The following is a 23,512-nucleotide window of genomic DNA, read 5'->3' as shown; positions in this document are numbered from 1 at the left end:
TCTTGTTCCATCGGCGTATCCGGATCGTTGACCCACCGCTTTCTACTCCTCTCCCACCCGTTTCGACTTTTCCGCGCCATAGCGTTGCTCGACCTTGCCGAGCATGAAGAGCACGATGAAACAGGCGAGCGTCGCGAAGAAGCCGACGAACCAGTAGCCGAGGCCGACCGAAAGGCCGACCGCGCCGGCAAGCCACATGCCCGCCCCGGTCGTCAGCCCCCTCACCTCGCCGCGCGAGAAGACGATCATGCCCGCCGCCAGGAACGCAACGCCCGACGTGACGGCCTCGATGACGCGCAGCGGATCGATACGCACCTGCTCGTCGGAAAAGCTGGCCATATGCACGCTTTCAAGCGCCAGCAACGCGAAGACCGACGCCGCAAGCGCGACGAGGATATGGGTGCGTAGCCCCGCCGCATGATCGCGATATTCCCGCTCGGCCCCGATGACCGCGCCGAACAGGATGGCGCCCACCATGCGGGCGAGGATGACCGGATAGGGCACTTCGGTCCTCGGAAAGAGGTCTGCAAGGATCTGTTCCATGGCGGTGGAAACGGCCAAACGCGCGGGCGGTTCCCGCCCTGTCCACGACAGAAAAGATTTTTTCCCCGGCACACCAGCCTTTTCCCCAAGTCGGCGAATTTTTTTGATATTTTGCGCTTGTCGAAACGAAAAGCCTGTTCTATAGGAAGCGCCGCTGGTCACGGAGTGTAGCGCAGTCTGGTAGCGCACCACGTTCGGGACGTGGGGGTCGAGTGTTCGAATCACTCCACTCCGACCAGCTAGAACCCCTGAAGAATGAGGCGGTTCAGACCTTTCCCGAAACAACGCCCAAGAATCACGGCAATGAATACGGCAATGAATGGCTACTTCATTCGCCCTGCCCTCCCTGTTGTAAATGCTTGACCGACACCCGCCTGATGATCCGGGTGGTGATGGCCGTATGTTTTCTCTAGCGTCTCCAAGGTCATCCCCAGATAGCCGGATGCCTCCCACTTGTCGGTGGCTGCCTGCATGAGCCATGTGGCCGCGGTGTGCCGCAATGTGTGTCGGACGACGCCGTCGGCGCCCTCACCCAACACCTCGTCGACCAAGTTGCGGAAAGCTCGCTTGGGGTCCGCAGGCTTGCCGTTGTACTCGACGACATACTTGGCGCCCTTAGCATGCCACCGCCTCATATGGGCGAGCAGACGAGCAGGAAGGCGGATCGGCGGCGCACGCTTATTCGAGGCCACCATCTCACCCTCCCACGCGCGATAGAATACGCCAGCCTCCAGATCGATGTACGGGCGCCACGGCTCCTTCACAAACGACGCCTGCCATATCCGCGATGAGCGACTGCCGGTGTACACCGCAGCCAAAGCAAACCGCGCGATGTGGACTGTAGGCTTCCGCTTGTTTGGGGCACCGCGGAATCTACCACGTTTGCGGTAGGCGGCCCAGATAAGCTTGGCGAGGGTCGGTCGGTCTAGATGCTTGACCCTCCCTTTGGCCTTTGGCGGCAGGGTAACGGTTACAGATTGGCGCGTGACATTATCGGCGATAGCCTGGCGACACGCGGCGCGCAGATCTTCCAGTTCGCGCCGCGAACCATTCTGATTTCCGCGGCGGCGCACGTACTCGGCACAGGTGCCGCTCGTAATGTCGTCGAGGGTTTTGTCACCCCAGAACGCCATAAGGTTCTCGGCACGCGCCGCAAGTTCCTTCGGCCGGGTCGCCGTGTCCTTCTTCAGCGAGAGATAGTGCGCTAGCACCTCGGCGATCGTCACTTCGGATGCTGACCGATTCCGCTTCGGAGCCTCGGCCAGGAACTGCCTGCCGATATGTTCCGCTAGCGCTTTCTCAGCTCCTGCACGATCATGCTGACTGCAGCCTGTGCGGAACTGCTTCCCTCCGTCGAGGATGAGCCAGACCGCTTCTCGGTCCTTGTCGGCCGGGCGGAGCCACAATCTGGCTGGTTTGCGGGCACGCGACATTGCTCCTTCATCTCCTCTATCGATCGCATCGTCGTGAAGTCCTTCCCTGCGATCCGCATGAGCAAGAGCCGACCGCGCGCGGCCTCCTTTCGGAGGCCGCTTACGGTCATTCCGCCGTGCGGAAACGCGACAGGGAGGATGTCAGCCAGCCTAACAGGGGCGTCTGGCTGGATGTTGTCATTGGCGGCGGCGGGGCGCATTAGGCGTTCTCGTTAATTACGAGAACCAAGCCCTCTTGGAGTCTGTTCAGGGCCTCCACCATAGTGGAGGCTTCCGCGGATGACATGACGATGTCACCGCCATTCGCCAAAACTATCCTGTCCAGCAGCCATGCCTCGGTATGCTGAGACCAAGCGCCGATCATTCCGAGCGCGGTGATTGAATCGTCGTCCATTGCCGCCTCCTCAGTGCATCAGGCCAGACGACGGCGCTGTGGCCGAACGCATCATCTGTGCGACCACCTGCCGCTGGCGGATATCTCGCTGCTCGGCCGCGCGCTTCTCTTCGGCCTTGGCGCGCCGCTTCTCTTGCGCGGCTTCCGCCTTCTGGCGCTTGTGGCGCTCGTGGAGCCGGTGCAGTTCGAGGACGGCCTTATCGTTGAAGACCTCCTGAAGCTCCTTCTGACCGGCGCGCTCCGCCCATGTCGGGGTGTCCACGTCGTTCCCTTCGGTCCAGCCGCTGTCATCCGGATACTGATAGTGCTCGTTCTCGCGGAAGATATCCGGACCGTGGTAGAAGTCGCGGTTTTCCTTCATCACCTGCGGCGTCTGCTGGATCCAGATGCCAACGCAGATCGTGGCCAGTTCGGCCATGTCCGGGACTGTCGCCAGGATATGTGCTGACAGCCGGCGGGCTGCATCGCGATCCTCTTCCGATCGCTGTTCATCCCATTTGCGGTTCGGGGGATTGTCCATGACCGTGAGGCCCAGGACGAGAGCGGTTGCGATTTCAATCTTCGATAATTCAGTCATGGTTTCTCCTTCACAATGAATGGCCGACGGATGACCGACGGCGCTGGATTCACGCGGGCTCAGGCGTCTTCGAGTTCCAAGTCGGTCGGGTCGTTCACCGGAAAAAGGAAGGCGATATACTCGTCGTCCATGGTCTTCATGCGGTCTTCGTCCTGCTCCCACACCTTCTCGACGCGGGCAGCCTCCCCTTTCGATGCCTTACGCAGGCAAAGCTCCTGCTGACCGTCCCAGAGCGGATTTCCTTCCTGGTCGGTCAGCACCGTCAGGTCTTCCCGGAAGTATGCCGCTTCAAGAATCTGCTCGGCGTCCTCCCGGTCTTCCGTCCGGAACGCGGCAACGGCCTTACCTGCGATCTCAACCGTAAAATACTTCATGATCATTCTCCTCTTCGGTGGTGACGCGCCCGTCGTTGGTTTGAATGCGTATCGACACTGTTAGTCTCGATTTAATCGATAGTCAAGATATCGAAACTAAAAATATCGATACCTAGACTGCCGATAAATTGACTCTGTTCCATGATGTCGCTATAGGGTCGGGGGGCACAACCAGCGGCGGAGACAGGGACTTGGCGAAACCGGGCGAACTAGCGGAATTGATTGCGCGGCGTTTCAGGCTCGAAGTAGCAACTGTTCGCCAGCAGGCCCGCGAGCTTCGCGATCATGGTCTGATGAGCAAGGAGAAGGCCGGCCGCGGTGCAGGATCGATGACCGCGCGAGATGCGGCGCATCTTTTAGTGGCAGCAGCAGTCACCACGTCGGTCAAAAAAAGCGTCGAATGCGTCCATCAGTATCAATCGTGCCGCGTGACGGACTGGCGCGGCCACAGAAAGAGGTGGGCATTAGGGTTCCTACCTTGCATAGAACTCAATATTTTGCCGGATGACCACAGCATCATCGACGTTATAGAAGCCGCGTTGATCTCCTTTTCGAAAGGGGATTGGGCCGACGAGCATAATCCGTTTACGATCGTGCAAGCTGGCTTGGGAAAGCCGGAGATGAGGATCTATCTTTCTGGCCCGATCGTTTCAGCATCCTCGAATATTATGCTCGTTTCTGATGAGAGCCGAATAAAAAGGCCTGAAAAACTCGATGCAGAGGCACACTACTATGGAGATCCGAATGCCGAGAAGATCGACTACACTTTTCAAGCGGTGTTTACGCATATTACATTGATTGAGATAGCAAATCTTCTCCGCACCTAGACTCAATATTCTTCTGACATGTCTGAAAAAGTCGCCGAGCGCGCCGCGAGTGTGGGTGCGGGGTAGATCGCGCTCAGGCCCTGGTAAAGGGTGGTGGCCCGCCGTGGATTCGAACCACGAACCTGCAGCTTAGAAGGCTGCTGCTCTTTCCTGTTGAGCTAACGGGCCGGGAGGTCAGACAGCCGGATATTTGATGCCGGTAACCACCTGCGGCACGAAGTCCGGCGCAATGGTCATGGCGCGATCGCCCGTCTTCAGGCAGTAGAGGTCCAAGCCAAGCCCGTGTTCATTATAGGTGGCGATATAGCGCTCGCGGCCGATGAAGACGGTAGAGCCTTCGGGGTACAGGTGGCGCCAGTTCATGCCGCTTCCCCCTCAATGTCCAGACCGACCAGACGGCGGTACATATCGACCCCCTCACACCCGAATTCCTCGATCTTGATGACGCGCAGCGCCTCGAGGTCAGACAGCTTCAAGCGGACAAAATGCGGGTTGCCGTCGTAACACATCGCGCCGACATCGTTGCCGCGGATATCGAGGATCAGAAGCGGCCAGTTCTGCCCGTCCATCTTGACGAATGTCACGCAGTCGCCGACGCGGAAGCGCGCCGGATTCGGGCCGCGAACGTGCGCCAGATAGCGGGCGATGGTCTTACGGTTGTTTCCGTTCTTTAACGGACTGTTAGGTACGTTCTGCGTCATGTTGGGTCGCTCCGTTGCGTCTTTCGTATCTAAGTGATACCTTTAGATCATGACGATCCCGATGTCAACACCAAAAGATCATAGTGATACCAATGGATCAGAATAACCTATCTGGCCGACAACTTGCGGCGGCAAGAACGCTCCTCGGAAAGACGCAGGCTGAGATTGCCTCGGCGGCGAAAATCAGTGTGCCCACTCTGAAGCGAATGGAGGCGAGTGAGGGAAGTGTGTCAGGCATGCCAAACAACGTAGCTGCTGTTGTGCAGGCGCTATTAGACTTCGGCATCCTCTTCATCCCGTCCAACGGCAACGGCCCTGGAGTGCGCCTGCGGGACCGGCAGGAGTGACCGATCCTCTCTCTGCGCTCCCCCTCTTCGCCACTGACCGTGAGATCGCCGTGGCGGTTGTCGGCAAGGAGCGCGCTGCAATGTACGCAAAGGCAGTCATACCTGTTCTTGAGCGCCACGGCTTTCCGAAGGTGGACCCATTGCACGATGGCCGCCCAGTCCTATTGGTGCGTCGATTTTATGAGGGCTATCTCGGTATAACCGCCGGGTTCAATGTAGCTGCACCGGACGGGAAAGAAGACTTATCCGTTTGGGACAGATCCAAGCGCCGGAAGAAGACGCCACCACCCGCATAGCCCTCGACATCCTCCCGCGCTCGCCGTAAAGTTGAGCAAACTCGGGAGGGGATGATGTTGGACTGGGTGGGTTGGATATTCGGGCTTGGCTCTTCGGCCTATGCGATTATCAACCACCGTGATGCGAGACGCTATCGGAAGCTCGACAGGCCTTGGGTGCGCTTAGGGTTAGGTGGAACTGCGAAAACGGATTACCGGACGCTGAGAGTGGAAATAGCGAACAACGAGAAGTTTCTATGGCAGATGCACTCAGTTATGGTCTACGCTCCAGCCCATGCGCGGATAGCTTTAACTGGCGAGACTCGTGATGACGGCTATGGCAATTCGGAACCGCTACCCGGGGAATGGCTGCGGGCGGTGGATTTAAGTCAAGCCCATGGCGTTGTTCACGTCAGACCATCGGGCGGAGCCACTGAGCTTGTTTTTACGTTACAGGGCAGCGCCGACCCGAAACAGACTATTGAATCACGACTTACACTTTAACTAAGGGCGCACCGAAGCCTCAGTCCATCTCCATCAGGCCACCATCCGCGGATCAATCTTCTCGCCTACCGTGTCAGGCCACGTGTGCAGTCGCTCAACCGTGCAGCCATCCGCCAGAACGGTCGTCAAATCGACGTGCCCGCCAATGCCATGAATCGGCGGCAAGTCCGGCTTAGCCGGGTTCGGCGCCGAAACCTGCCGCATTCGCTCGAACAACTCTGCGCCGCAGTCGCGCAGGCCGCAGCTGGCATCGATGTCGCCACAGTCGACCGCAGGCCCACCGCCCCACTCTTTACCCACGTCGTGAAGGCGCCAGGGCTCTAGACCGTAACCGTATAGGTCGGCGGTGGCGGCGTAGAGCAGCATCGGGCCGCGGGTCTCGGAAATAGAGGCAAGCAGCCATTCCGCTTCCTCCGGCGCACCCTGATCCGCTCGCCGCTGCAACATTGCGTCGATCTCCTGAAGGGCATGATCGACGTTTCCGCATCCTGACAGTGCGATCATGCCAGCGGCGAAGAGGTCTACAACAGCGCTGCTCCCGCGCCCAGTTATGACAAGCGGCACGTCCTCACTAAGATGCACCTTCATGCGGATATCGACGAGAGTGCCATCGTCCGAGTAGATAGCGCCGTCGGTAAGCAGTTCGATGCGGTCGCTGTAAGCCAATGCGTAAAATGCGCTCATCGGGCGCCTCCAATGTTGAGAGAAAAGGTAGCACCGAGAAGAGCGCCGCCACCGCCACTGCCAAAGAGCCCACCGCCACCGCCAAACAGTCCGGCCAGGGGGCCTTTGCCGAGCAGCAGCGCCTGAGCGGCTGCATCCGCCAGCGTATTGACGAACTTGTCGAGGGCTGTGTTGCCTGTCTCGATCTTCGGAATGAAATCCGAAACGGAATCGAAAAGAGTTTGGCCGAAGAATTCGGCGGCCTCGCGTGCCTGGCCCTGCTTTTCAGATAGTTGCTCGACTGCGGCACCGGCACGGGCGTAAGCTTCGGCTGCGGCGTCGATGTCCTGCTCAAGGGCCGTGGTGATTTCCTTGCCATCGCGTTGGGCGGCCGCGAGCAGTTCCTGCTTTGCGCGTGCCTTCTCAAGAGCGAAACCGTAATCATTGACCAACGGATTGAGCGCCGCTTGCGCCGCATACGATGCGGTCAATGCATCGGTGCGCTCGCGGATCTGCTTCAGTTCGCGGTCTAGGTCGTCTTTCGACGCGGAAGCCCGGCCACCTGACCGTCCTCCCGTTTTTGCGCCTGAGACCTTGTAGTCATCGATGCTAACAGTCTCGACCTTCGGGGTGGCCGGAAGACGACCGCTCTTCGGTGTGACGCCCGTACCCTCGAATGCTGCATCAATCCGGTTCTGGATGTTCTGCTCGTTCAGGGTGGAGCCGATTGGCTTGCCAGTGAGGATTTCCTGGTTCACCTGCGATAGCTTGGATACAATCCCCGGAATGCCGCCCATGACCTTTCGGAACTGGTCAGCCTTGTCGATGGCGTTATCAAACCAACCGAGCAGTTTGCCCAAATCACTGTCAGCGGTTTCCGCAATGATCTGACCGAAACCGCGCACAACATCCGCAAGGCTCTCAATGCCCTTGCCGAGCCGCCCGCTTGCATCAGTTGCCTTGTCGATTTTACCTGCGGTATCGACCAGAACGTTCTGCAACTGGACGAATTGTTGGGAGACGGTGAGGCCCGAACCCGCAACCTTCTGCTCCAGCGTTACGGCACCGGCTTCGAATGCGCGGAAAAATGCTTCCGAAGAGACCTTGCCGTCGACCACGAGCGTGCGCAGCTTCGCGACGGAGCCGCCGGCCTCCCGAAGACCTGCCGCAGCGGCTTGCGCGATAGTGGGGGCGCCTTCAAGCACGCTATTAAATTCCTCGGCACGGACCACGCCACCGCCTAGAGCCTGGCTAAGTTGCAGGAGCGCGCCGGACGCAGCAACGGCATCTGTACCGCCGACACGCAGGGCCAGCGCGATTTTGTCGGTGAAGCCAATCAACTCTTCGCCGGAAACTCCGAGCTCGTTCTGCACCAGTGCTAGCTTGGAATAGAGCGTGGTGAGGCTTTCAATCGGAGCAGCGTTCTTTTGCGCGGCGGCGAACAAGCTGTCATATACAGCGGTCAGCGCTTCACCCTCAAGGCCCGTCACCTTAAGCGCGTTCTCGATCTTCTTGGCGGCGTCCACCAATTGCACGGCCGCACCGATTGATGCCGCCGCCGCAAACGCCCCGGCTAGCCGAGAGGCCATGCCGCCCGCAGCGGCCCCTACCTTACCGGCCGCGCGCGACATGTTGGTTTCCATCTGCTTTGCAGCGCGATTGCTCGCGCTCGCCATACGGTTCGTCGAATTCTTGACGATGCCTTCGGCCTTATCGAAGTCCTTGCGGAGCTTCGTTACCTCGGCCTCCATTTGGAGGACGACGCGCGCCATGTCTTTGTTTGCCATTGCTATCCTAACACCAGGCTGCCTGGTTCGTAGTTGTCGAAGATCGACCCAGCCTCTATGGCGGCGTCTGCACGGCCGGCGGCCATGGTGGCTGCGATTGCGCCATCCACCTTTCGGGAACGGTCCCGGCCTTTCTGAAAGCGCTGATTACCCATGTCATCGGCGCGGAGATGCGCATTCGAGAAGTGGTTGCGGAGCACGGGATGACCCCCGTGGATTAGCCTGCCTTCCAGCACCAGCCGTTCCATCGCCTTGATGGGCGGACCCATGTGGCCGAAGGACTGGCCGTGCTCGAAGATCGGCAAGCCGTCTTCCTCAAGCCGTCGACGAATGCCATGAGCGCCGAAGCGGTCGATGGCGATTTCCTGGACGTCGTGATCCTCGCAAAGTTCGCGGATCTTCGCCTCTATGACCTCTAGATCGATAGACCGACCGGGAGTGGTGAGCAGATGCTCGTCGTGAAACCACTCCATCCACGGCTGGCCGTCTTGCTCCTGGCGCTGTGCGAGGGTGTCTTCGGCTGCATAGATGTACGGAACCAAGATCATGTTGCCGTCCGGCCGCGGGAATGCCGCAACGATCGCCGCCAGATCTTCTGTGAAGCCGAGGTCGACGCCAAGGAACGCTGGTGCGTCCTTCAGTTCGGCGTGATCGACGGGCTGGTCGCCCTCGTCATAGATCGCCATATCAAGCCAGGGCGACTCGTTCTGCTCCAGCCACACGCCGAGGTGCAGGCGCCGAAAAGCATCGCGTTGGCTAGGCCGGTGAGCGGCTTCACGCGCATAGACGCGCAAGCCCTCAAGATCGGGATATTCCGGAAGGCCGGGGTTCGTCTCGAACCATATCGATTCGTCCTGCCAGTCGTCATCCGGCGCGGCTTCGAACAACACCGGCAAGAAGGTCGGGTCGATCGACGGGTCAGCCGCTACGTCCTTCGCATAGCTGTAGAAGTCATAGGCCGGCGTGTCGCGGCCTGCTCCTGCCGTCGTGGCAATGAAAAGCAGGCTGTTGCGGGTCTTATTGTGTCCTGTACGGATGGCATCCAGCAGGTCGCCCGTCCGGAATTCATGCAGTTCGTCGATGAAGGTAAAGGCAGGCGTCAGGCCGTGCGCATTGCTGGCATCCGCTGACATCGCCTCGTAGGTCACGTCATGCTTGATGTAGCGAGCCCGCTTCAGCGTGTCCTGAATCTTGACCGCGCCCTTGAGCGTCGGCGTGTTCCGGATGATGCCTGCCATCTCGCGATGACAGAGCGCCGATTGCTTTTGAGAATTGGCGGCGCTGTAGATCTGCGATCCGGAGACGCGCTCCGGGCCGACCAGGTGCAGCATTTCCAGCCCTGCCGCCAAGGCGGTCTTTCGACCGCCGCGTCCCACCATCAGGAAGACGGTGCGATACTGGCGGGTGCCGTCGCCGCGGGTATTTCCATAGATCTTGCGGACCAGAGATTCCTGCCATGGGTCCATGTGGAAGTATCCGGAAAGGCTCTTGGGGTGCCGCATCCAGCGGAGAAAATCGACGGCTCTCTGGCCTTTGCCATGCGGGTCCAGGAGCGGCGTGCCGTCAGATATCCACGCCGGGCGGCGCGTCTTCACTTCTGTCATGGAAACCTTCGTTCTTGTTGCGGCTGGCCGGGCTGATCCCAAATTCGGTCGCAAGGCGCGCCTGGAGGGCAATGGCCTCCTTTTGAATCGTCGTCGCCGGATTGCGCTTGAGCTCGCCGGACGCGCCGACGATCAGCAGCCCATGCTTCAAGATTTCGGCCTGCGCCTCGTCGATGCGAGCCGTGGCGGAGCAGTAAGATTTGAATAGCGGCAGCTCGTGCGCCGCGATCTTCTCTGCCCTGACCAAAGGCGCTAGCTCACGCCGCCACACGGCCTGGGCGAGCGGCGACAGATCCTTCGGTGCGGGCGGCACCTTCTTGAGCGCGCCGTCCGTCACCGTAACAGCAGCTTTCCGGCCTTTCATTGTTCGACCACCACGAGGTTGAGATTGCTGCTCCATTCATCGGGGTTGGCAATCGCTTTGATGTCGAAGATTCGTGTCGGGTTGCGAGCGTCCACAGCTTGCCACGCTGGCGTAATCTGCCGCGTCCTGGTCGAACTGCGGATGGTCATGGTGTACGGCTGGGTGCCGGCCAGGCGGGCCGCTATAACGGTCTCGGATCCAAGGCCGGGCTTTAGGCGTGCCGGTTCTTCGAAGACAGTCTCAAACGGCCCGCTCGTCACGTTGCCGAAACCGTCATCAACCTCCGTGCGGGTCTGGAATGCGATACGCTCTCTCATTTTCCGAGTCCCGCTTCTTTGATTGCCGCCTTGATCGCGCGCCGGACACGCCCGCGGCTACGCTTCTTGTTCAACCTGTATGCCGGGTACAGGAACGGCTCCGCCTCCTGCTTTCGCGTGCCCCATTCGACGGGGCCGGCCGCCTCGTCCTTGGCTTCGACGGCGTAGCCGCCACTGACCTTCTCGCTGGCAATGCTGGCGATCAGGGCACCTGTCTGACGGGAGGATTCGGCCAGAGCCTTGGCCGCGCCGACAAGCTCGGTGGCGTTCTTCTCGAGGGCCTTGTCCACCTTCTCCGCGACGGTGGCCGGAGCCTGCCGGAGCGCTGCGGAAAGGCCCTTCACGTTTACGGTGATCTTAACCAACGAACGGAACCCTCCACTGCGTAAGGGCATCGTCGAAGCCGAAAGGCGCGTCGTGACCGACCAGATTGGAGTTGGCAGCCGTGCCGCGGTTCTCGTACCAATAGAACGCCAAGCCGAGGATTAGGTGCTTGATGGATGCCGGCACTGGGTCGTAACCGGCCTCGAATTCCACATCGACGGCGGCCCGGCAATGGTAGGTATGAGGCCATTGGCCGACCGGCTCGATGACGCCGTTTCCACCGATGCCAGAAACGCGGTAGGCGGCGGGGTCCAGCGTCTGTTCGCTGCCGACAATATCCTGATACTTGATGCTGGTGACGGCATGTAGCGGCGGGAGCGGCAGTTTCAGAACGCCGAACGGGAAGCAATCGAAAGCCGCCTTCCACTTCTGGCGGCCGATGCAGCGGCCGAGCATCCCATCCGCGCCGTCGAGTTTATCGGTGGCGGCGGCGATCAAGTTCGTGATCAGTGCGTCGTCGTCGGAGTGCCAGACGTGCAAAAAAGCCTTTGCATCGGCGAGCGTCACGGCCGGGGCCGGAGCCTCAGCCAAAGAAAGGGCGGTCATCATCGGTCGAAATTTCCAATTCTTGAAAAAGTTGTTTTGTGAGGGGGCGCGCGGTTGGCTCGGGCGGTCGGAAACCTCCGACTTCCCCCCTGGCCTTGGCGAACCACTCGCGGCAGCGCTCGACCATGCGGTCTCGATGCCCGATGCGGCGGTGATCAGCATTGATGCGAGTGACGCAGGTCGCCTCGTCGGTGTCCATGACATGGACCGTGCCGCCTAGCTCGCGCTGCCACCAATCGCGCTCGGCTGGCTCGGGTGCGGAGACGATGAACCATGCATGCGGCTCTGATGATGTGGCCAGCGACCGCAGCATACGATTGCGTTCTTCCAGTGCTGGGCCAGTCCATCGTGGCTCAGCGCTGTACAGTGATGAACCAGATAACTCAGCCTTGATGACATCCATGTCTATGATTGTGTCGTGCGGGCCTGCCTGCTCTGTTACGTAACGGCTCTTGCCACTACCAGGTGGACCGCAGACTATGGTGAGCGGTATCGCACTAGGCTGTAGGTCTATGGGCCATGTACGAGCACGGGCTTCTGCGGACATACCGAATGACTGGTCGCGGGCGGTGCGCTGGCTATGGTGGTGCTTGCAGAAGCCGCGCAGGTTGGACCATGAGAGCCGCAGGTCGGGCCGCGCCGTGACGGCCTGGATATGGTCGACTTCCGATGCAGGTGCCTGGCAGCCTTCATGCTGGCACTGAGGATGTGCAGCAAGGTATTGCCGGCGAACCGCTCGCCAATCCGCCGTATATCCACGCTCCCCACTGCGTGGGCGAGTGGCGTCATGGGCGGCCTTGCGCTTGCGCTCGGAGGCATTCCTGCATTCACAGGACTGGCCTGCGGGCACGGCTCGGCGGCAGTTCGCGCAGATCCGGTTACGTGACATCCACCAGCGCCTCGAACGTCATAGCCGCATGGTTCGTGCCGTCTGGATCGCGCAGCATGCGAGTTTGACGATGGAGCACTTCCACCTCATCGCCCGAGACCAAGTTGACGTATTTCGTGTGCAGAGCTTTCCGCACCGCAGATGCGATATGGCCGGCCTCCGCACGGCTGTAGGCTTCGCCGTTGCCCCACGACCAGACGTCTACCTGGAAACTGATGGACACGACATCAAAGCAATCACCAGTTTCGTCGGTCGTGGTGTCGTGCGGGCCAAGCGAGATATAGGGACTGGGCACGTCGGGCTCGCCGTCTTTGTGCGGCGGCCGATCGAAGACCTTAGAACCGACCAGGGCGGACACAGCGGCATCTGCCTTCATTACGGCGACGACGCGCTGGAGAATATCAAGTGCGGGATCCATTGGGGCTCCTGGGTAAGGAAAGGTCGCCACGAGGGCGACCTTTTTTGCGCATGGCGATTGGTTAGGCCTGGGCGATATGCGGTACGCCGAGCACTACGGAAGCGCCGAGCGCGATGCTGGTGCCGCCGGCCTTCGTCACTGCCAAGCGGACGTAGCGCTTTCGCTTCGAGCCGACGTAGCCGAGCTGATAGGTACTATCCGCGGCAAGCGTGGCCGGAACAGCGCCGAGACGGTCAGCAGCCGCAACGTCGGTGAAGTCGCCGGAGGTCGTGGTGTCGCTTTCCTGCAGCTTGACGCCAAAATCACCAGCAGAGGCAATAGCGCCGGAATTAATGACAAACAGTGCGCTGTCATAGCCAAGCAGGTCGATGGCGGGGCCGTTGATGGCAGCAGCCTGTACGGCAGGGGAAAGGGCCAGTTTGGCCTTGTTCGAAGTGTACGAGTCTTTCATGGAGAATCCTTCCTGGAAATGGGAAGGGCGCCACGATGGGCGCCCGAACAACTGGAGAGTTGCGGAGTTGATTAGTTGGCGGAAACCTTCAGGAACTTGATGGCGTTGAAGTCGCCCGCACCACCACCGACACGCTTGTAGGTGTCGAAGATAACGCGGCCCTTCTGGGTCAGCTCGTCGCGGTTGATGCGGATGCCCTGGCGATCGACGATGACGTACCCCTGGCGGAAATCGCCGAAGGCAATCGGGAGGGCATTCTCGCCGATGTCCGGCATGCTCTCGTCAATCTCGACCTGGTAGCCGAGGAGCGGGTGCTCGACTCCTTCTATCAGGTTGCCAGTCGGAGCCCATAGGAATCGGCCGTCCTCATCCTTGATGGTGCGGATTCTGACTGCAGTCGCACTGTTCATGATGAAGCGGGCATTGGGCTTGTAGGGCTTACGCAACGCTGCGATGAGCTTGATCAGGCCATCAGCCCACTGTTCAGCGAGCGGCGTCGTCGATCCGATGGCGACGTGCTGGTGCACGCCCCATGCACGGGTGAAGTCCTTCTCAGCGGTCGTGCCGTAGGTCAGGAGACCCTTGGGAGAATTGTCCACGCCGTCGCCGGTCCAGAAGGCTTCGCCCTCGGTTTCCGCGAAATCGTGGACCGCATTCTGGATGAGCCAGTTCGCAATGTCGATCGATGCGTCATCCAGCACATGGCGGGTTGCAGCCGGAGCGGCGTACAACTCTGCCACGCCATATGAGTGCTTCTTCAGTTCCGGGCGGGCCGTGTCCTGCGGCCGGTCGCCGCGTTCCGTCACCCACTGCGCGCCGCGCTTGCCGAAGCTGTAGAATCTTTCATATTTGTCGGTGCTGATCGTCACGACTTCTGCCAGGCCGCGCAGGCTGGAGATGTCCGTGAGCAGCGTGCGGATCGTGGTGTCTACCTGCGGGAGGACGAACCAGCCGCCATCCGGATTGTTGTCCGAAGCGGCAGCGCGGACTTCTGTGTCGTCGCCGGCACGGATCAGCGTGGCGAGGGCGCGGATTTCGACATCAGGATCGTCATTGCCACCCGTGCCGCCACGCTGGCCGCGGACCTCGAATTCGTCAAGGCGGTCCTGAAGGGCGCGAAGCTCCGTGGTCAGGCGCTCGTCGGTCGCGGTGCGGTGCTGCTCGACGGCGGAGCGCAGCTCCTCCACGGCGCGGGTCGCAGGGTCGTTGTCATTGACCGGAGCGTTGCGGGTCTGGATGGGGGCGAGTTTACGTGCAGTGTTCATTTAAGGTTCCTAATGAAAGAGGCCGCGGCAAGTGCGGCGCTGGTGAAAGCGGCGTTGCCGCGGGTGTCGGCGCGTACCGATTGGATGCGCGCACTGTCGGCCGATGGGAGAGCGACAAGGCTCACCTCGACCAAGTCGATGTCGGTCAAGAGAAGGACGCCGGCAGCGTCCACACGGGATCCGCGTTCGCGGAAGCCAATAGAGACACCAGTGAGGCCACCCATGCGGGCAAGTTCATGGGCAGCGGCGCCATCGGCCGTCTTCAGGGCAAGCTGGCCGCGGACGAAAAGCCCGCGTTCGTCTTCGCGCATCTCCACCCACACGCCACCGACCTTGCTGCGGTCATGGTGCAGGAGCAGCGGCGGTGCGATGCCACGGGCCTTGTGCTCGGCCAGGGTTCGCCTGAATGCGCCCCTCTGAACGATTTCGTTGTGCGCGTTGCGCTCGCCGAAGATCGCCGCATAACCTTCGATAATACCCTCGTCGGTCGGAGCGAAACGCGCTTCGTGATAGAGGCGATTATCCGACATCGGCTTCCTCGTCCTCATCGAAATGCGAGGCTGTTTCCGGAATGCCGTGGAGCGCAGCCGCAAGGGTGCCTTGAGCCAAGACAGCGTAACGCAATGGGGGGTTGCTCGTTAGAACGTCACTAACAAACGTCTTCGGCCTCTTTTTGTGAGTGTTGAAAGACCTTGCCAGCTCAATCGCCATGAGCTGGGCATGATCCGTCGGGATTTTTCGCCCATAACCAGGAGGCGCGGCGTATTCCAAAACCTCCCGAATATCCCGGATGGTCGCGCGGCCACTGGACAATCGATTCAATCGAATTTGCGCAGGTTCGCCTATCGCAACCTCAAAGCCCTGGAGCTCGGCTCGGTTGATGGCGAAAATAACGTCTTTGCCGCCGAACTTTGCCGTTACTCGGTCAACGGCCTTCAGCGGATTGGCTGGTGTTGCCATCATCGTCTCCTTGAGGTTGGTTGTTATTTGCCGGGGTCTGGCCGGCCTGTAGGACAAGCTTGTCGCCGCCCTCAATCGGGGGCAGATTATCCAGCTTTCGGATTTCGTCCGGCGTCATCCACGAACCGCCGCACGCCTGCCGGTATGCCGCGTAGCGTGCCGCCAGGTTCGCGCGGGCCAGAGCGTCCACCTTGAATTCAAGGAAATGCGTGGCGCGTTCTGCCGGGGTGAGCAAGCAGCGCGAGTATGCCGCCTGCCAGGTGTCGAGCCACGGCACCAGAGCAGTCTCGAGGAAGATCGCGGAAAGCTCTTCGACGTTTCGCCAGACGGCTCGATCGGTCACGCCGTTCAGCACTTCCGGCACTTTGAATGCGCGGTTGATTTCAGCAGCGGCGTGCTTCCGAAGCTGGAGGAAGTCCGCCTCGACCATGGTCATCGAGATGGCTTTCCAGTCCATCGAGTCGTCGATGATCGCCGTGCGTCCAACGTTCCCGCCGCCGTGGGCTTCTTCCCATGCCGCGTGGATTTCCTTGCGGCGCTCAGGCGGGGTTTTCGGCGGAACCTTGAGAAGGCCAGAAGGACGGCCACCCGCGGAGAAGGCCCGGCCTTCGTAGCGCTGCATGGCGATGTCGAGGCCGATGGCATCGCGAGCCAGATCGATCAGCTTCAGCGGCTTGTCGAGCAGGCTGCCCGGCGTCTGCACGTGGATCACGTCGCGCCACTTGAGGACGATTGGTGCACCGACCTTCTGCGCCACCTGATAGGACGGCTCGAGAGTGCGGTCATCGATCTTCACGGTGACGGCGGATGGGTCGAGCCGGTGGACCTCCTTCGGAACGCCGCGGGCACGCAGGACGCGCCCAAACGCTTCGCCGTGCAGCAGGCAATCGACCATCATTGTGATGCGCTGATCACTGCCGGCCGTCCATGGGTTCGGCTGAACGAGAATGGCCTGTGCGTCGTGGTTCTGGTCGCGGTCACGGGCACCATCCGGGCCACGCTTATACACATGCACGGGCAGCGAACCGACGATTTCGGAAAGGATGCGCACGCAACCGAGTACCGTAGGAGACCGCAGCGCCGTGCTGGCGTTGACCGCGATACCCGCCGAAGATGACGGGGCCATAAGGCCGGCGGGCAGGTCGTCGGCCGTCAGGGCTCGACGTTTGAAGGGCCATAGGTTCATGTGGACTCCTTCGCGTAGTACTCACGGCAGACCGCCACATGTTTTTCGAACAGATCCAGAAGCGGCAAGACAAGCGCTGGCCCATCCGCTTCCTTCGAATTGGAGGCGTTGAATTCGGTCTTGCCGGCTAACGTCCTCACCGTTAGGTATGCGTACGTTGGCGCACCGTACTCAGCGATGCTACCGGCCGTGTACATGGCCGTGCGCACAGGGACGCCAAACTGCGAAAGCACCTGGACAAGATGATAGAAGTAGCCATCGCGGCCGGTCAGCCAAATGCGGCCGTTCTTCTTTTCACCCGCGAATTCGTCGAGTGGGCAACGCGCCATCCAAGTCCGCAATGCGTCTTCGGATGAGCCAATCATTTCGGCGGTTTCGGCCACGCTGAAGCTCGGCCGCCGCCAGTACATGGGCGTGGTCATTTTTCCGTCCTTGCTAATTGGTGATTGCCGAATGCTTCGGCAGACAAAACGAAAGCCGCACCCCGCCCAAGAGGCCCAAGGAAGAGGCCCGTTTTCGGGGTGCGGCTCGATCAACCAGCATCACGCTGGGATAGGATGCCGGGGGCGTTGCGATGTCCGACGCAACGATTTCAGCTGGAGACGCTGCCGGCCAGCGCGCCGGGGCAACGGCGCGCATAGAAAAGCCGCCCTGGATGGGACGGCTGGAATTCTCTATGCCTATAGCTAAATTACGCTACGCAATTTGTAACATTGGCACGGAAGTTGCTTTCCGCCACCCGTTCTTTCGCCCAGGCCATGGCCTTCTGGAGAAGCGCTGCGCCCTTCTTATCCTGATATCGCCCGGTTGCACCGAACGCCTCGCCGATCTTGGAAACGTTGTCACCAGCCATTAGGAGCTCAATCACGTAGTCGATATCTGGCGGCGGCTCGCCAAAGTCTGGATCTTCGGCCCTGAGCGGCGATCCTTTCGACTTGCCGGGCCGCGGTGTTCCAAGCCCGCTTTCCGCACCGATGAAGAACGCGCATTCAGCCACCGCATCGGCACACGCCCCGAAGGATCGGAAGTCATCGGAAAGCGTGGAAACATTCCGCTGCGGAAGTATTTCCTGCCGCGTGTAGCCGCAGGGCGCGACAGGCCGGGGCTCCGGTCCTCCAAGCGGCGGTATGACTGCCGGCAGGTCAAGATGCTCGCCAAGGTTCGTCTTCGGCTTCACCTTGCCGCGAGCCGTGCCGTTCTTGCGGGTATCCAGTCCGCCTTCCTGCGGTTCGTTGTCATTGGCCACCACGACGGAATCCGGAAGCCGCTGCCGGGCGATCAACCACAAGCACGCCGCCCCGTACCGATCCTGCTTAGCCGCCCAGTTGAATGCTGGCCTGCCACCACGATAGACGGGAGCGCGGCCCGCAGGCGGCGTGTTGTCATTGTCGGCGATGTACTTATCGGCCAGCTTCTCGGCGGCTCTGCGCGCGGCAGGCGTGCGGAGATTCGTCGGTAGGGTCATGGTCATGCTGCTTTCTCCCTTTTCCACAGACTGCCTTCGGTCGTCGGTATCAGCTCGCCGTCTCCCACCTCCTTGATGACGACGAAGTCCAGGCAATCGCCGTCAGTGCTGACGACTACGCCAATTGCTCTGCACGGTTCGTCGTCGGCAGTCTCGGCCTCAAACGGCTCAATCCGCATAATTGCCCCTAATCGAGGCGATTGCTTTTGGCTGTGATCTTCCAATGCCGCGAGTACAGCGGCCCGCATGTCTTCGTATTCCATCAAGCGGCCTCGCTGATTTTTTCGTAGGTCAAGGTTTCGCCATCCGCCACCACGGTAAGAGGCTTGAACAGGAGATCGTCGGTGTCGTCCGTGTTAGACATTTCGAGGGCGCCAAGGATGTTCCTGATGATGGCCTGACCTTCGTCCTGATAGGATTTGATGAACGCCTCCGTCCAGAAGTGGTGAAGCAGGAGTGTCCCGTCATCTCTCCTGAATGTCATGCGAACTTCGGTGTCGACGCCATGTCTGACGACCTCGCCATCAATGAACTCGCCGTAGTGGCGGCCAATTGGCCATAACTTCGGGCTTCCGCGCATCCAGTCCGGAATGTCATCATTCGCCGGCTCGGGCGGCTCACTGGTGGCTGCCGGTTCGGGCTTGGCTGGCGCATTCGCTTTCGCTTTGGCTATGGCCGCCCCTTTCGCGTCAACGTGGATCAGCGGCAGGTCTTCATCCCACCTTTCGTCCTTCAACCAATTCGCGGGTTCCGGTATCCACTTCTTGTCGACGTCATGGGTTGCATAGTGCTCTGCCCACTTCCCCGCCGCAACAACGACGGCCCCGCGCAAGCTGGCATCTATCCGCTTCCATTCGGTTTCAGCCTTCTTCTTCCCATGCTTTCGCGGCCATGCGCTCCAGAACGCAGCGAACTCCTCTCCCTCTCCCGAAGCCGGGTCCGCGCCGGGCCGGCCGTCAAGGCCGGGACCGGGCGGCGCCGTAGGCGCGGCTTCGAACTCATTACCCACTACATGTAAGCCCGCCTGTAGGCGGCTTTCAGTAGGTGGGGACTCCGTGAAGTGCCCTTCACCACTACGGGGGTCTAGAGGTGCACTGGGGTTCACTACTGTGGTGAACTCCGCTTCACCACTAGCATTATCCTCCGCAGTGGTGATGACGTCTTCACCTCTAGCGAAATTTAGGCCATATCGAGTGCCGCGGGTGCCGGAGCCGAGTTCGATGACGGCAATGTATCCGGCGTCGATCAGACGGCGGGTTGAATCGATAGTGGCGCGGCGAGTGAGACCGGCCATGGCACCAAGCAGCGCGTGCCCGGCAAGGGCCGGGGCGTCTGGATCATACTTGCTACCATAGCGGTCGCAGAGAGCCATCAGTACGGCGATATCGCCCGTGCTCAGCCGCTTGTTGTCACGAGCGGCGGCTCGAACCAACTTCCACTTCTGGAGAAAGCGGGACTCCTTCCTCCCGTCGCTCATACGCGCGCCTCGCGGGCGGCCCGCCATTCTTTCCCGCGCTCAAGGCAAGGGACATACATTGCCTTGCCCTCGGCCGTGCGGCCCACCTCGCGGATGAACCCGGCGTCGACAACGCCCTTGATGGTCTTCCACATCGTCTTTCGCTGGACGCCGTAGTGCTTCGCCAGGGTGTTCGTCCTGAGAACTGCGAAACCCTGCCGGTGCCACTGGTCCATGACGACGGCGGGGATACGAAACCCGTGGCGGCCCCGGAGCTGGCCGTTTCCTGCCATCAGGTAGTCGGTGTAAAGCTGATAGTCTTCCTCGGTCATATCTCAATCCTTTCCTGGAGAGAATGCGCAAAAAGGCGCGCCCGCCGGCTCGAGGCCGGCAGGTGGTTGATTTAATGTAGGGGTCGCCTGTTCGTATCCACGGCAATGATTGGCAACGAATGGACGTTTTCAGGCGCGTTTTCGCACCACAAACGAACGCAAGGAATGCCGGTTTCTCAGGCTATTCAGGTGAATTCTTGTTGTTCGGGACGTGGGGGTCGAGTGTTCGAATCACTCCACTCCGACCAGCGGAAAGCCCTCCTTTCAGGCTTTCGCACTTTCCCGAAAACTCCCTTTAAAAAGCTGGTACGACTGTAGCGGATCGCTTGCGATCCATGCCCGCAACTGTTGCAAATCCGCACGGTCCGGAGCCGTTCGACGGGGACGGCGGCAAAGTTGCCGGGACGGTGATTCCCCTTTCGCGCGGGCTGCGCTATGGCGAAATTGAGGCACAAGCCCCGAGTCGCCGAAACCGGCCGCAGGAAGTCCGAGGAAATCGCACAGATGAAGTCCCGCATCGCAATTCTGGCAGGCCTCGCGCTTGCCCTCACCGCATGCACCACCGTCTCCGTCGCATCCAACCCGCTGCAGGCGCGCTGGAACGGCAAGACCGCCGGCAGCTTCTTCGCCGCCTACGGTCCGCCGCTGTCCGATACGGCCGGCTCCGGCGGTACGACGCTCTACAAGTGGCGCGGCGGCTTCGCTCGCGGCAAGTCCTGCACGGTGGAGCTAACCGTCAACGACGCCTATATCATCACCAATATCCGCGCCGTCGCCGACCGTCCCGATCCCAAGGGCGGCCCGAGCCACTGCGAGAAGGTTCTCGACGCCGCAGGCGCGGCGAAGTAACCGCGCCGGTCAAGGCCGGGCGCTCAAAAGCCGTGCGGCCAGGCACGGCTTTTTCTTTGGAGGAAAGATGGACGAAGACCGCCTCTATCATGATCCCGCGCTGGCCGATTTCTACGACCTTGAGAACGGCTGGGACCGCTCGCCGGATTTCGCCTTCTGCCGGGCACTCGCCGAGGGCGCCGCGAGCGTTCTCGATCTCGGCTGCGGCACCGGGGAGCTTGCCCTGGCGCTCGCCGCCGGCAGGCATGTCGCGGGCGTCGATCCGGCGCCGGCCATGCTGGAGATCGCGCGGGCGAAGCCCGGTGCAAGGGGCGTGGAGTTCATCGAGGGCGATGCCCGCACGCTACGGCTCGATTGCCGCTTCGATCTCGTCGTGCTGACCGGCCACGCCTTCCAGGTCTTCCTGACGGCCGAGGACCGCCGCGCGGCGCTCGCCACCATCGCCGCGCATCTTGCACCCGGCGGCCGCTTCGTCTTCGACAGCCGCAACCCGGCCTGCCGCGAATGGGAGGAATGGGGACCGGAAGCCTCCTTGCGCCGCCTCGACCACCCCCGCTTCGGCGCGGTCCGTGCCTGGAACGACGCAGCCCACGACCCCGCGACCGGCATCGTCACCTATGAAACGCACTACGAAATCCAGGCCACGGGCCGGCGTCTTTCCGCCGCCTCCCGCATCGCCTTTCCGGAAAAGGCGGAGCTGGAAGCGCCGATCGCCGACGCCGGCCTCAGGGTCGAGCGCTGGCTCGGCGACTGGCTGGGCGGCGACTTCCGGCCGGGCGCCCCGGAGATGATCCCCCTCGGCACCCTCGCCTGAGGGCGCTTGCGCCCTCAGGTCTTGCGGGATCGCGGACGCGAACCGCCGCGCGCTTTCGCTGGAATCGCCCTAGACGGAGCGCATCAGGCCGCCATCGACGCGCAGGCTCTGGCCGGTGATGTAGCCCGCTCCCTCGGAGGCGAGGAAGGCGATGGTGGCGGCGATCTCCTCCATGGTGCCGTAGCGCTTCATGGGCACGCTCTCACGCCGCTCCTCCGTGCCCGGCAGGCTGTCGATCCAGCCCGGCAGCACGTTGTTGATGCGCACGTTGTCGGCCGCGTAGGTGTCGGCGAAGAGCTTGGTATAGGCGGCAAGGCCGGCGCGGAAGACAGCCGAGGTCGGGAACATCGAGGACGGCTCGAAGACCCAGGCCGTGGAGATATTGACGATCGCGCCGGATTTCTGCGCCTTCATGATGGGCGCCACCAGCCGCACGGGGCGGATGACGTTCATGAGGTAGATGTCCATGCCCTTGTGCCAGTCCTCGTCGGTGATCGCGGTGATCTCGGCGCGCGGCCCGTGGCCGGCGCTGTTGACGAGCACGTCGATGCGACCCCAGGTCGCCATGGCAAGGTCGACAAGACCCTTGAGGTCGTCGTTCGACTGGTTGGAGCCGGTGACGCCGAGGCCGCCCAGTTCCTTCGCCAGCGCCTCGCCCTTGCCGGAGGAGGACAGGATCGCCACCTTGAACCCGTCCGCCGCAAGCCGCCGCGCCGCCGCCGCCCCCATCCCGCTGCCGCCGGCCGTGATGACGGCTACCTTGTTCGTGCTCATGGATTCGTCTCCCATACTTCGTTGAGAGACGGTGATAGCACTATCTGCCGACGCAGACGAAGGCCTTTGCGGAAGCCCGGCGGGCTTCCGGCGGGATCAATCCAGCAGGTCGGCGGGAACCTTGCCGCCATTCTCGGCCAGCGCCTTCATCAGCGCCTTGTGCAGCCAGACGTTCATCGTGGCCGAATCGCCCTTGTCGCCCGTGTAGCCAAGCTCGTCCGCCAGTTCCTTGCGGGCGGCAAGGCTCGAATCGAGGTCGAGCGCCTTCATCATGTCCACGATGGAACGGCGCCAATCGAGCTTCTGGCCGTTCTTCTTGACCGCGGCATCCATGATGGCGGCGACATCCACCGGCGCTGCCGGGGCCGCCTTGCTCTCCGCCGGCGTCGCAGCCGCCGCACCGCCCGCAGACGTCGCCGTCGCGGAAACATCGGCCGTCACCGGCTTCACGGCCTCGGCCGTGATCGTTTCGACCGCCGCGACTTCCGGCTCAGCCTTGCCGAACAGCTTTTCCTTGATGGAACTGAAGATTCCCATGTCTTACTCCCTGTTGTTTTCACCGGCCGGGACCGGCGTGTGGAGATAATAGAGGACATGGCGCTCATTTCAATGAAGGCTGCGGAGGAATGGGGACGACGCCCCGGATCGGCCTTGGCAGGAAAGCGAGGCGGCGGTAGGGTCTTGCCGCAAGCAGATTTCCCCAGGAGCCGTCATGTCGCAGTTTCGTGCCCGTCCGCCGGCCGTGCCCACCGTTCTTCTCGATGACGCCGTGGTGCGCGTCACCCGCTGGGATTTCGAGCCGGGAGCCGATACGGGGCATCATGTGCACGGCATGGGCTATGTCGTCGTGCCGATGACGGATTGCGACTTCCTGATCGAGGAAGAGACCGGAGAGCGGCGGGTGCACAGCAAGGCCGGGGCCGTCTACCGGCGGGAGGCCGGCGTGGCGCACAATGTCGTCAATGGCGGCGACAAGCCCATGAGCTTCATCGAGATCGAATACAAGTGACGCA

The 23,512-nt window shown here is 61.4% G+C and carries 33 protein-coding genes and 2 tRNA genes; 6 read left to right on the top strand and 29 right to left on the bottom strand.

Annotation, left to right across the window (positions count from 1 at the left end; translation table 11 throughout):
- Positions 1-42: 42 nt before the first annotated feature.
- On the bottom strand, positions 43-543 hold the full coding sequence (locus tag MOE34_RS03980; protein ID WP_242223744.1) for an MgtC/SapB family protein: 501 nt from the start codon (positions 541-543) through the stop codon (positions 43-45).
- 161 nt (positions 544-704) lie between these two features.
- Between MOE34_RS03980 and MOE34_RS03975 the strand changes: the two genes are divergently transcribed.
- Positions 705-781 (top strand) — tRNA-Pro (locus tag MOE34_RS03975).
- An 85-nt stretch (positions 782-866) separates the two neighbouring features.
- On the opposite strand, the gene MOE34_RS03970 is transcribed toward MOE34_RS03975, so the two are convergent.
- From MOE34_RS03970 to MOE34_RS03955, 4 genes are all read right to left on the bottom strand, one after another.
- A complete protein-coding gene (locus MOE34_RS03970; RefSeq protein ID WP_242221226.1) occupies positions 867-1,976 on the bottom strand; it encodes an integrase in 1,110 nt (369 codons plus the stop codon).
- A gap of 199 nt (positions 1,977-2,175) precedes the next feature.
- Positions 2,176-2,370, bottom strand: coding sequence for a hypothetical protein (locus MOE34_RS03965; RefSeq protein ID WP_242221223.1), 195 nt, complete (start codon positions 2,368-2,370; stop codon positions 2,176-2,178).
- A 10-nt stretch (positions 2,371-2,380) separates the two neighbouring features.
- Positions 2,381-2,947, bottom strand: coding sequence for a hypothetical protein (locus tag MOE34_RS03960; protein ID WP_242221220.1), 567 nt, complete (start codon positions 2,945-2,947; stop codon positions 2,381-2,383).
- Between the two features lie 59 nt (positions 2,948-3,006).
- A complete protein-coding gene (locus MOE34_RS03955; RefSeq protein WP_431522411.1) occupies positions 3,007-3,327 on the bottom strand; it encodes a hypothetical protein in 321 nt (106 codons plus the stop codon).
- Positions 3,328-3,512: 185 nt separating this feature from the next.
- Here MOE34_RS03955 and MOE34_RS03950 point away from each other — a divergent pair, with 185 nt between their 5' ends.
- Positions 3,513-4,148 (top strand): hypothetical protein, encoded by a 636-nt coding sequence (locus MOE34_RS03950; protein ID WP_242221219.1) that lies wholly within the window; start codon positions 3,513-3,515, stop codon positions 4,146-4,148.
- A gap of 91 nt (positions 4,149-4,239) precedes the next feature.
- Here MOE34_RS03950 and MOE34_RS03945 read toward each other — a convergent pair.
- The 3 genes from MOE34_RS03945 to MOE34_RS03935 all read right to left on the bottom strand — a co-directional run bounded on the left by MOE34_RS03945 (position 4,240) and on the right by MOE34_RS03935 (position 4,849).
- Positions 4,240-4,316 (bottom strand) — tRNA-Arg (locus tag MOE34_RS03945).
- Positions 4,317-4,322: 6 nt separating this feature from the next.
- On the bottom strand, positions 4,323-4,511 hold the full coding sequence (locus tag MOE34_RS03940) for a hypothetical protein (RefSeq protein ID WP_242221217.1): 189 nt from the start codon (positions 4,509-4,511) through the stop codon (positions 4,323-4,325).
- Positions 4,508-4,849: a hypothetical protein gene (locus tag MOE34_RS03935; protein ID WP_242221214.1), complete on the bottom strand. Its 342-nt coding sequence runs from the start codon at positions 4,847-4,849 to the stop codon at positions 4,508-4,510. The genes MOE34_RS03940 and MOE34_RS03935 overlap by 4 nt, the downstream gene beginning before the upstream one ends.
- A gap of 92 nt (positions 4,850-4,941) precedes the next feature.
- Here MOE34_RS03935 and MOE34_RS03930 point away from each other — a divergent pair, with 92 nt between their 5' ends.
- Positions 4,942-5,196: a helix-turn-helix domain-containing protein gene (locus tag MOE34_RS03930; protein ID WP_242221212.1), complete on the top strand. Its 255-nt coding sequence runs from the start codon at positions 4,942-4,944 to the stop codon at positions 5,194-5,196.
- 812 nt (positions 5,197-6,008) lie between these two features.
- Here MOE34_RS03930 and MOE34_RS03925 read toward each other — a convergent pair.
- The 19 genes from MOE34_RS03925 to MOE34_RS03835 form a co-directional block, all read right to left on the bottom strand.
- On the bottom strand, positions 6,009-6,659 hold the full coding sequence (locus tag MOE34_RS03925; RefSeq protein ID WP_242221210.1) for a hypothetical protein: 651 nt from the start codon (positions 6,657-6,659) through the stop codon (positions 6,009-6,011).
- A complete protein-coding gene (locus tag MOE34_RS03920; RefSeq protein WP_242221208.1) occupies positions 6,656-8,425 on the bottom strand; it encodes a tape measure protein in 1,770 nt (589 codons plus the stop codon). The genes MOE34_RS03925 and MOE34_RS03920 overlap by 4 nt, the downstream gene beginning before the upstream one ends.
- A 2-nt stretch (positions 8,426-8,427) precedes the next feature.
- Complete coding sequence (locus tag MOE34_RS03915; RefSeq protein WP_242221206.1) at positions 8,428-10,029, bottom strand: terminase large subunit; 1,602 nt, start codon at positions 10,027-10,029, stop codon at positions 8,428-8,430.
- Positions 9,989-10,393, bottom strand: coding sequence for a phage terminase small subunit P27 family (locus MOE34_RS03910; RefSeq protein WP_242221204.1), 405 nt, complete (start codon positions 10,391-10,393; stop codon positions 9,989-9,991). Before MOE34_RS03910 ends, MOE34_RS03915 begins: the two co-directional genes overlap by 41 nt.
- Positions 10,390-10,710: a head-tail adaptor protein gene (locus tag MOE34_RS03905; protein WP_242221202.1), complete on the bottom strand. Its 321-nt coding sequence runs from the start codon at positions 10,708-10,710 to the stop codon at positions 10,390-10,392. The genes MOE34_RS03910 and MOE34_RS03905 overlap by 4 nt, the downstream gene beginning before the upstream one ends.
- Positions 10,707-11,075: an HK97-gp10 family putative phage morphogenesis protein gene (locus MOE34_RS03900; RefSeq protein WP_242221201.1), complete on the bottom strand. Its 369-nt coding sequence runs from the start codon at positions 11,073-11,075 to the stop codon at positions 10,707-10,709. The genes MOE34_RS03905 and MOE34_RS03900 overlap by 4 nt, the downstream gene beginning before the upstream one ends.
- Positions 11,068-11,643 carry a head-tail connector protein gene (locus MOE34_RS03895; protein WP_242221199.1) on the bottom strand — a complete coding sequence of 192 codons (576 nt, stop codon included), beginning with the start codon at positions 11,641-11,643 and terminating at the stop codon, positions 11,068-11,070. Before MOE34_RS03895 ends, MOE34_RS03900 begins: the two co-directional genes overlap by 8 nt.
- The gene (locus tag MOE34_RS03890; protein ID WP_242221197.1) at positions 11,618-12,043 is read right to left on the bottom strand and encodes a hypothetical protein; all 426 of its coding nucleotides are present in this window, start codon (positions 12,041-12,043) and stop codon (positions 11,618-11,620) included. Before MOE34_RS03890 ends, MOE34_RS03895 begins: the two co-directional genes overlap by 26 nt.
- Positions 12,044-12,518: 475 nt before the next feature.
- Positions 12,519-12,947, bottom strand: coding sequence for a DUF3168 domain-containing protein (locus MOE34_RS03885; protein ID WP_242221195.1), 429 nt, complete (start codon positions 12,945-12,947; stop codon positions 12,519-12,521).
- Positions 12,948-13,008: 61 nt separating this feature from the next.
- Positions 13,009-13,398, bottom strand: coding sequence for a hypothetical protein (locus tag MOE34_RS03880; RefSeq protein ID WP_242221193.1), 390 nt, complete (start codon positions 13,396-13,398; stop codon positions 13,009-13,011).
- 71 nt (positions 13,399-13,469) lie between these two features.
- On the bottom strand, positions 13,470-14,663 hold the full coding sequence (locus MOE34_RS03875; protein WP_242221191.1) for a phage major capsid protein: 1,194 nt from the start codon (positions 14,661-14,663) through the stop codon (positions 13,470-13,472).
- The gene (locus MOE34_RS03870; protein ID WP_242221189.1) at positions 14,660-15,193 is read right to left on the bottom strand and encodes an HK97 family phage prohead protease; all 534 of its coding nucleotides are present in this window, start codon (positions 15,191-15,193) and stop codon (positions 14,660-14,662) included. The genes MOE34_RS03875 and MOE34_RS03870 overlap by 4 nt, the downstream gene beginning before the upstream one ends.
- Positions 15,183-15,626, bottom strand: coding sequence for a hypothetical protein (locus tag MOE34_RS03865; RefSeq protein WP_242221187.1), 444 nt, complete (start codon positions 15,624-15,626; stop codon positions 15,183-15,185). The genes MOE34_RS03870 and MOE34_RS03865 overlap by 11 nt, the downstream gene beginning before the upstream one ends.
- The gene (locus MOE34_RS03860; protein ID WP_242221183.1) at positions 15,589-16,809 is read right to left on the bottom strand and encodes a phage portal protein; all 1,221 of its coding nucleotides are present in this window, start codon (positions 16,807-16,809) and stop codon (positions 15,589-15,591) included. The genes MOE34_RS03865 and MOE34_RS03860 overlap by 38 nt, the downstream gene beginning before the upstream one ends.
- Positions 16,806-17,231, bottom strand: coding sequence for a hypothetical protein (locus MOE34_RS03855; protein WP_242221181.1), 426 nt, complete (start codon positions 17,229-17,231; stop codon positions 16,806-16,808). Before MOE34_RS03855 ends, MOE34_RS03860 begins: the two co-directional genes overlap by 4 nt.
- Before the next feature lie 269 nt (positions 17,232-17,500).
- A complete protein-coding gene (locus MOE34_RS03850) occupies positions 17,501-18,280 on the bottom strand; it encodes a hypothetical protein (RefSeq protein ID WP_242221179.1) in 780 nt (259 codons plus the stop codon).
- Positions 18,277-18,537: a hypothetical protein gene (locus tag MOE34_RS03845; protein WP_242221177.1), complete on the bottom strand. Its 261-nt coding sequence runs from the start codon at positions 18,535-18,537 to the stop codon at positions 18,277-18,279. Before MOE34_RS03845 ends, MOE34_RS03850 begins: the two co-directional genes overlap by 4 nt.
- Positions 18,537-19,751, bottom strand: coding sequence for a hypothetical protein (locus MOE34_RS03840; protein WP_242221174.1), 1,215 nt, complete (start codon positions 19,749-19,751; stop codon positions 18,537-18,539). The genes MOE34_RS03845 and MOE34_RS03840 overlap by 1 nt, the downstream gene beginning before the upstream one ends.
- Positions 19,748-20,062 carry a hypothetical protein gene (locus MOE34_RS03835; protein WP_242221173.1) on the bottom strand — a complete coding sequence of 105 codons (315 nt, stop codon included), beginning with the start codon at positions 20,060-20,062 and terminating at the stop codon, positions 19,748-19,750. The genes MOE34_RS03840 and MOE34_RS03835 overlap by 4 nt, the downstream gene beginning before the upstream one ends.
- Before the next feature lie 504 nt (positions 20,063-20,566).
- Between MOE34_RS03835 and MOE34_RS03830 the strand changes: the two genes are divergently transcribed.
- Positions 20,567-20,911, top strand: coding sequence for a hypothetical protein (locus MOE34_RS03830; protein WP_242221171.1), 345 nt, complete (start codon positions 20,567-20,569; stop codon positions 20,909-20,911).
- Between the two features lie 67 nt (positions 20,912-20,978).
- The gene (locus MOE34_RS03825; RefSeq protein WP_242221169.1) at positions 20,979-21,725 is read left to right on the top strand and encodes a class I SAM-dependent methyltransferase; all 747 of its coding nucleotides are present in this window, start codon (positions 20,979-20,981) and stop codon (positions 21,723-21,725) included.
- A gap of 69 nt (positions 21,726-21,794) precedes the next feature.
- Here the strand turns inward: MOE34_RS03825 and MOE34_RS03820 are convergent, their stop codons facing one another.
- Complete coding sequence (locus MOE34_RS03820) at positions 21,795-22,499, bottom strand: SDR family oxidoreductase (protein ID WP_242221167.1); 705 nt, start codon at positions 22,497-22,499, stop codon at positions 21,795-21,797.
- A gap of 96 nt (positions 22,500-22,595) precedes the next feature.
- Positions 22,596-23,036, bottom strand: coding sequence for a DUF3597 domain-containing protein (locus tag MOE34_RS03815; RefSeq protein WP_242221165.1), 441 nt, complete (start codon positions 23,034-23,036; stop codon positions 22,596-22,598).
- A gap of 175 nt (positions 23,037-23,211) precedes the next feature.
- Between MOE34_RS03815 and MOE34_RS03810 the strand changes: the two genes are divergently transcribed.
- A complete protein-coding gene (locus MOE34_RS03810) occupies positions 23,212-23,508 on the top strand; it encodes a cupin domain-containing protein (RefSeq protein WP_242221163.1) in 297 nt (98 codons plus the stop codon).
- Positions 23,509-23,512: the final 4 nt, after the last annotated feature.

Source organism: Shinella zoogloeoides (assembly GCF_022682305.1).
Lineage (GTDB): Bacteria > Pseudomonadota > Alphaproteobacteria > Rhizobiales > Rhizobiaceae > Shinella > Shinella zoogloeoides_B.
This window is presented reverse-complemented; position numbering and strand designations above follow the sequence as displayed.

Excerpts from the sequence above, each read along its gene's own strand:
- MOE34_RS03980 (WP_242223744.1), bottom strand. The coding sequence starts at position 543 with ATGGAACAGATCCTTGCAGACCTCTTTCCGAGGACCGAAGTGCCCTAT.
- MOE34_RS03970 (WP_242221226.1), bottom strand. The coding sequence starts at position 1,976 with ATGTCGCGTGCCCGCAAACCAGCCAGATTGTGGCTCCGCCCGGCCGAC.
- MOE34_RS03965 (WP_242221223.1), bottom strand. The coding sequence starts at position 2,370 with ATGGACGACGATTCAATCACCGCGCTCGGAATGATCGGCGCTTGGTCT.
- MOE34_RS03960 (WP_242221220.1), bottom strand. The coding sequence starts at position 2,947 with ATGACTGAATTATCGAAGATTGAAATCGCAACCGCTCTCGTCCTGGGC.
- MOE34_RS03955 (WP_431522411.1), bottom strand. The coding sequence starts at position 3,327 with ATGATCATGAAGTATTTTACGGTTGAGATCGCAGGTAAGGCCGTTGCC.
- MOE34_RS03940 (WP_242221217.1), bottom strand. The coding sequence starts at position 4,511 with ATGAACTGGCGCCACCTGTACCCCGAAGGCTCTACCGTCTTCATCGGC.
- MOE34_RS03935 (WP_242221214.1), bottom strand. The coding sequence starts at position 4,849 with ATGACGCAGAACGTACCTAACAGTCCGTTAAAGAACGGAAACAACCGT.
- MOE34_RS03930 (WP_242221212.1), top strand. The coding sequence starts at position 4,942 with ATGGATCAGAATAACCTATCTGGCCGACAACTTGCGGCGGCAAGAACG.
- MOE34_RS03925 (WP_242221210.1), bottom strand. The coding sequence starts at position 6,659 with ATGAGCGCATTTTACGCATTGGCTTACAGCGACCGCATCGAACTGCTT.
- MOE34_RS03920 (WP_242221208.1), bottom strand. The coding sequence starts at position 8,425 with ATGGCAAACAAAGACATGGCGCGCGTCGTCCTCCAAATGGAGGCCGAG.
- MOE34_RS03915 (WP_242221206.1), bottom strand. The coding sequence starts at position 10,029 with ATGACAGAAGTGAAGACGCGCCGCCCGGCGTGGATATCTGACGGCACG.
- MOE34_RS03910 (WP_242221204.1), bottom strand. The coding sequence starts at position 10,393 with ATGAAAGGCCGGAAAGCTGCTGTTACGGTGACGGACGGCGCGCTCAAG.
- MOE34_RS03905 (WP_242221202.1), bottom strand. The coding sequence starts at position 10,710 with ATGAGAGAGCGTATCGCATTCCAGACCCGCACGGAGGTTGATGACGGT.
- MOE34_RS03895 (WP_242221199.1), bottom strand. The coding sequence starts at position 11,643 with ATGATGACCGCCCTTTCTTTGGCTGAGGCTCCGGCCCCGGCCGTGACG.
- MOE34_RS03890 (WP_242221197.1), bottom strand. The coding sequence starts at position 12,043 with ATGGATGTCATCAAGGCTGAGTTATCTGGTTCATCACTGTACAGCGCT.
- MOE34_RS03885 (WP_242221195.1), bottom strand. The coding sequence starts at position 12,947 with ATGGATCCCGCACTTGATATTCTCCAGCGCGTCGTCGCCGTAATGAAG.
- MOE34_RS03880 (WP_242221193.1), bottom strand. The coding sequence starts at position 13,398 with ATGAAAGACTCGTACACTTCGAACAAGGCCAAACTGGCCCTTTCCCCT.
- MOE34_RS03875 (WP_242221191.1), bottom strand. The coding sequence starts at position 14,663 with ATGAACACTGCACGTAAACTCGCCCCCATCCAGACCCGCAACGCTCCG.
- MOE34_RS03870 (WP_242221189.1), bottom strand. The coding sequence starts at position 15,193 with ATGTCGGATAATCGCCTCTATCACGAAGCGCGTTTCGCTCCGACCGAC.
- MOE34_RS03865 (WP_242221187.1), bottom strand. The coding sequence starts at position 15,626 with ATGATGGCAACACCAGCCAATCCGCTGAAGGCCGTTGACCGAGTAACG.
- MOE34_RS03860 (WP_242221183.1), bottom strand. The coding sequence starts at position 16,809 with ATGAACCTATGGCCCTTCAAACGTCGAGCCCTGACGGCCGACGACCTG.
- MOE34_RS03855 (WP_242221181.1), bottom strand. The coding sequence starts at position 17,231 with ATGACCACGCCCATGTACTGGCGGCGGCCGAGCTTCAGCGTGGCCGAA.
- MOE34_RS03850 (WP_242221179.1), bottom strand. The coding sequence starts at position 18,280 with ATGACCATGACCCTACCGACGAATCTCCGCACGCCTGCCGCGCGCAGA.
- MOE34_RS03845 (WP_242221177.1), bottom strand. The coding sequence starts at position 18,537 with ATGGAATACGAAGACATGCGGGCCGCTGTACTCGCGGCATTGGAAGAT.
- MOE34_RS03840 (WP_242221174.1), bottom strand. The coding sequence starts at position 19,751 with ATGAGCGACGGGAGGAAGGAGTCCCGCTTTCTCCAGAAGTGGAAGTTG.
- MOE34_RS03835 (WP_242221173.1), bottom strand. The coding sequence starts at position 20,062 with ATGACCGAGGAAGACTATCAGCTTTACACCGACTACCTGATGGCAGGA.
- MOE34_RS03830 (WP_242221171.1), top strand. The coding sequence starts at position 20,567 with ATGAAGTCCCGCATCGCAATTCTGGCAGGCCTCGCGCTTGCCCTCACC.
- MOE34_RS03825 (WP_242221169.1), top strand. The coding sequence starts at position 20,979 with ATGGACGAAGACCGCCTCTATCATGATCCCGCGCTGGCCGATTTCTAC.
- MOE34_RS03820 (WP_242221167.1), bottom strand. The coding sequence starts at position 22,499 with ATGAGCACGAACAAGGTAGCCGTCATCACGGCCGGCGGCAGCGGGATG.
- MOE34_RS03815 (WP_242221165.1), bottom strand. The coding sequence starts at position 23,036 with ATGGGAATCTTCAGTTCCATCAAGGAAAAGCTGTTCGGCAAGGCTGAG.
- MOE34_RS03810 (WP_242221163.1), top strand. The coding sequence starts at position 23,212 with ATGTCGCAGTTTCGTGCCCGTCCGCCGGCCGTGCCCACCGTTCTTCTC.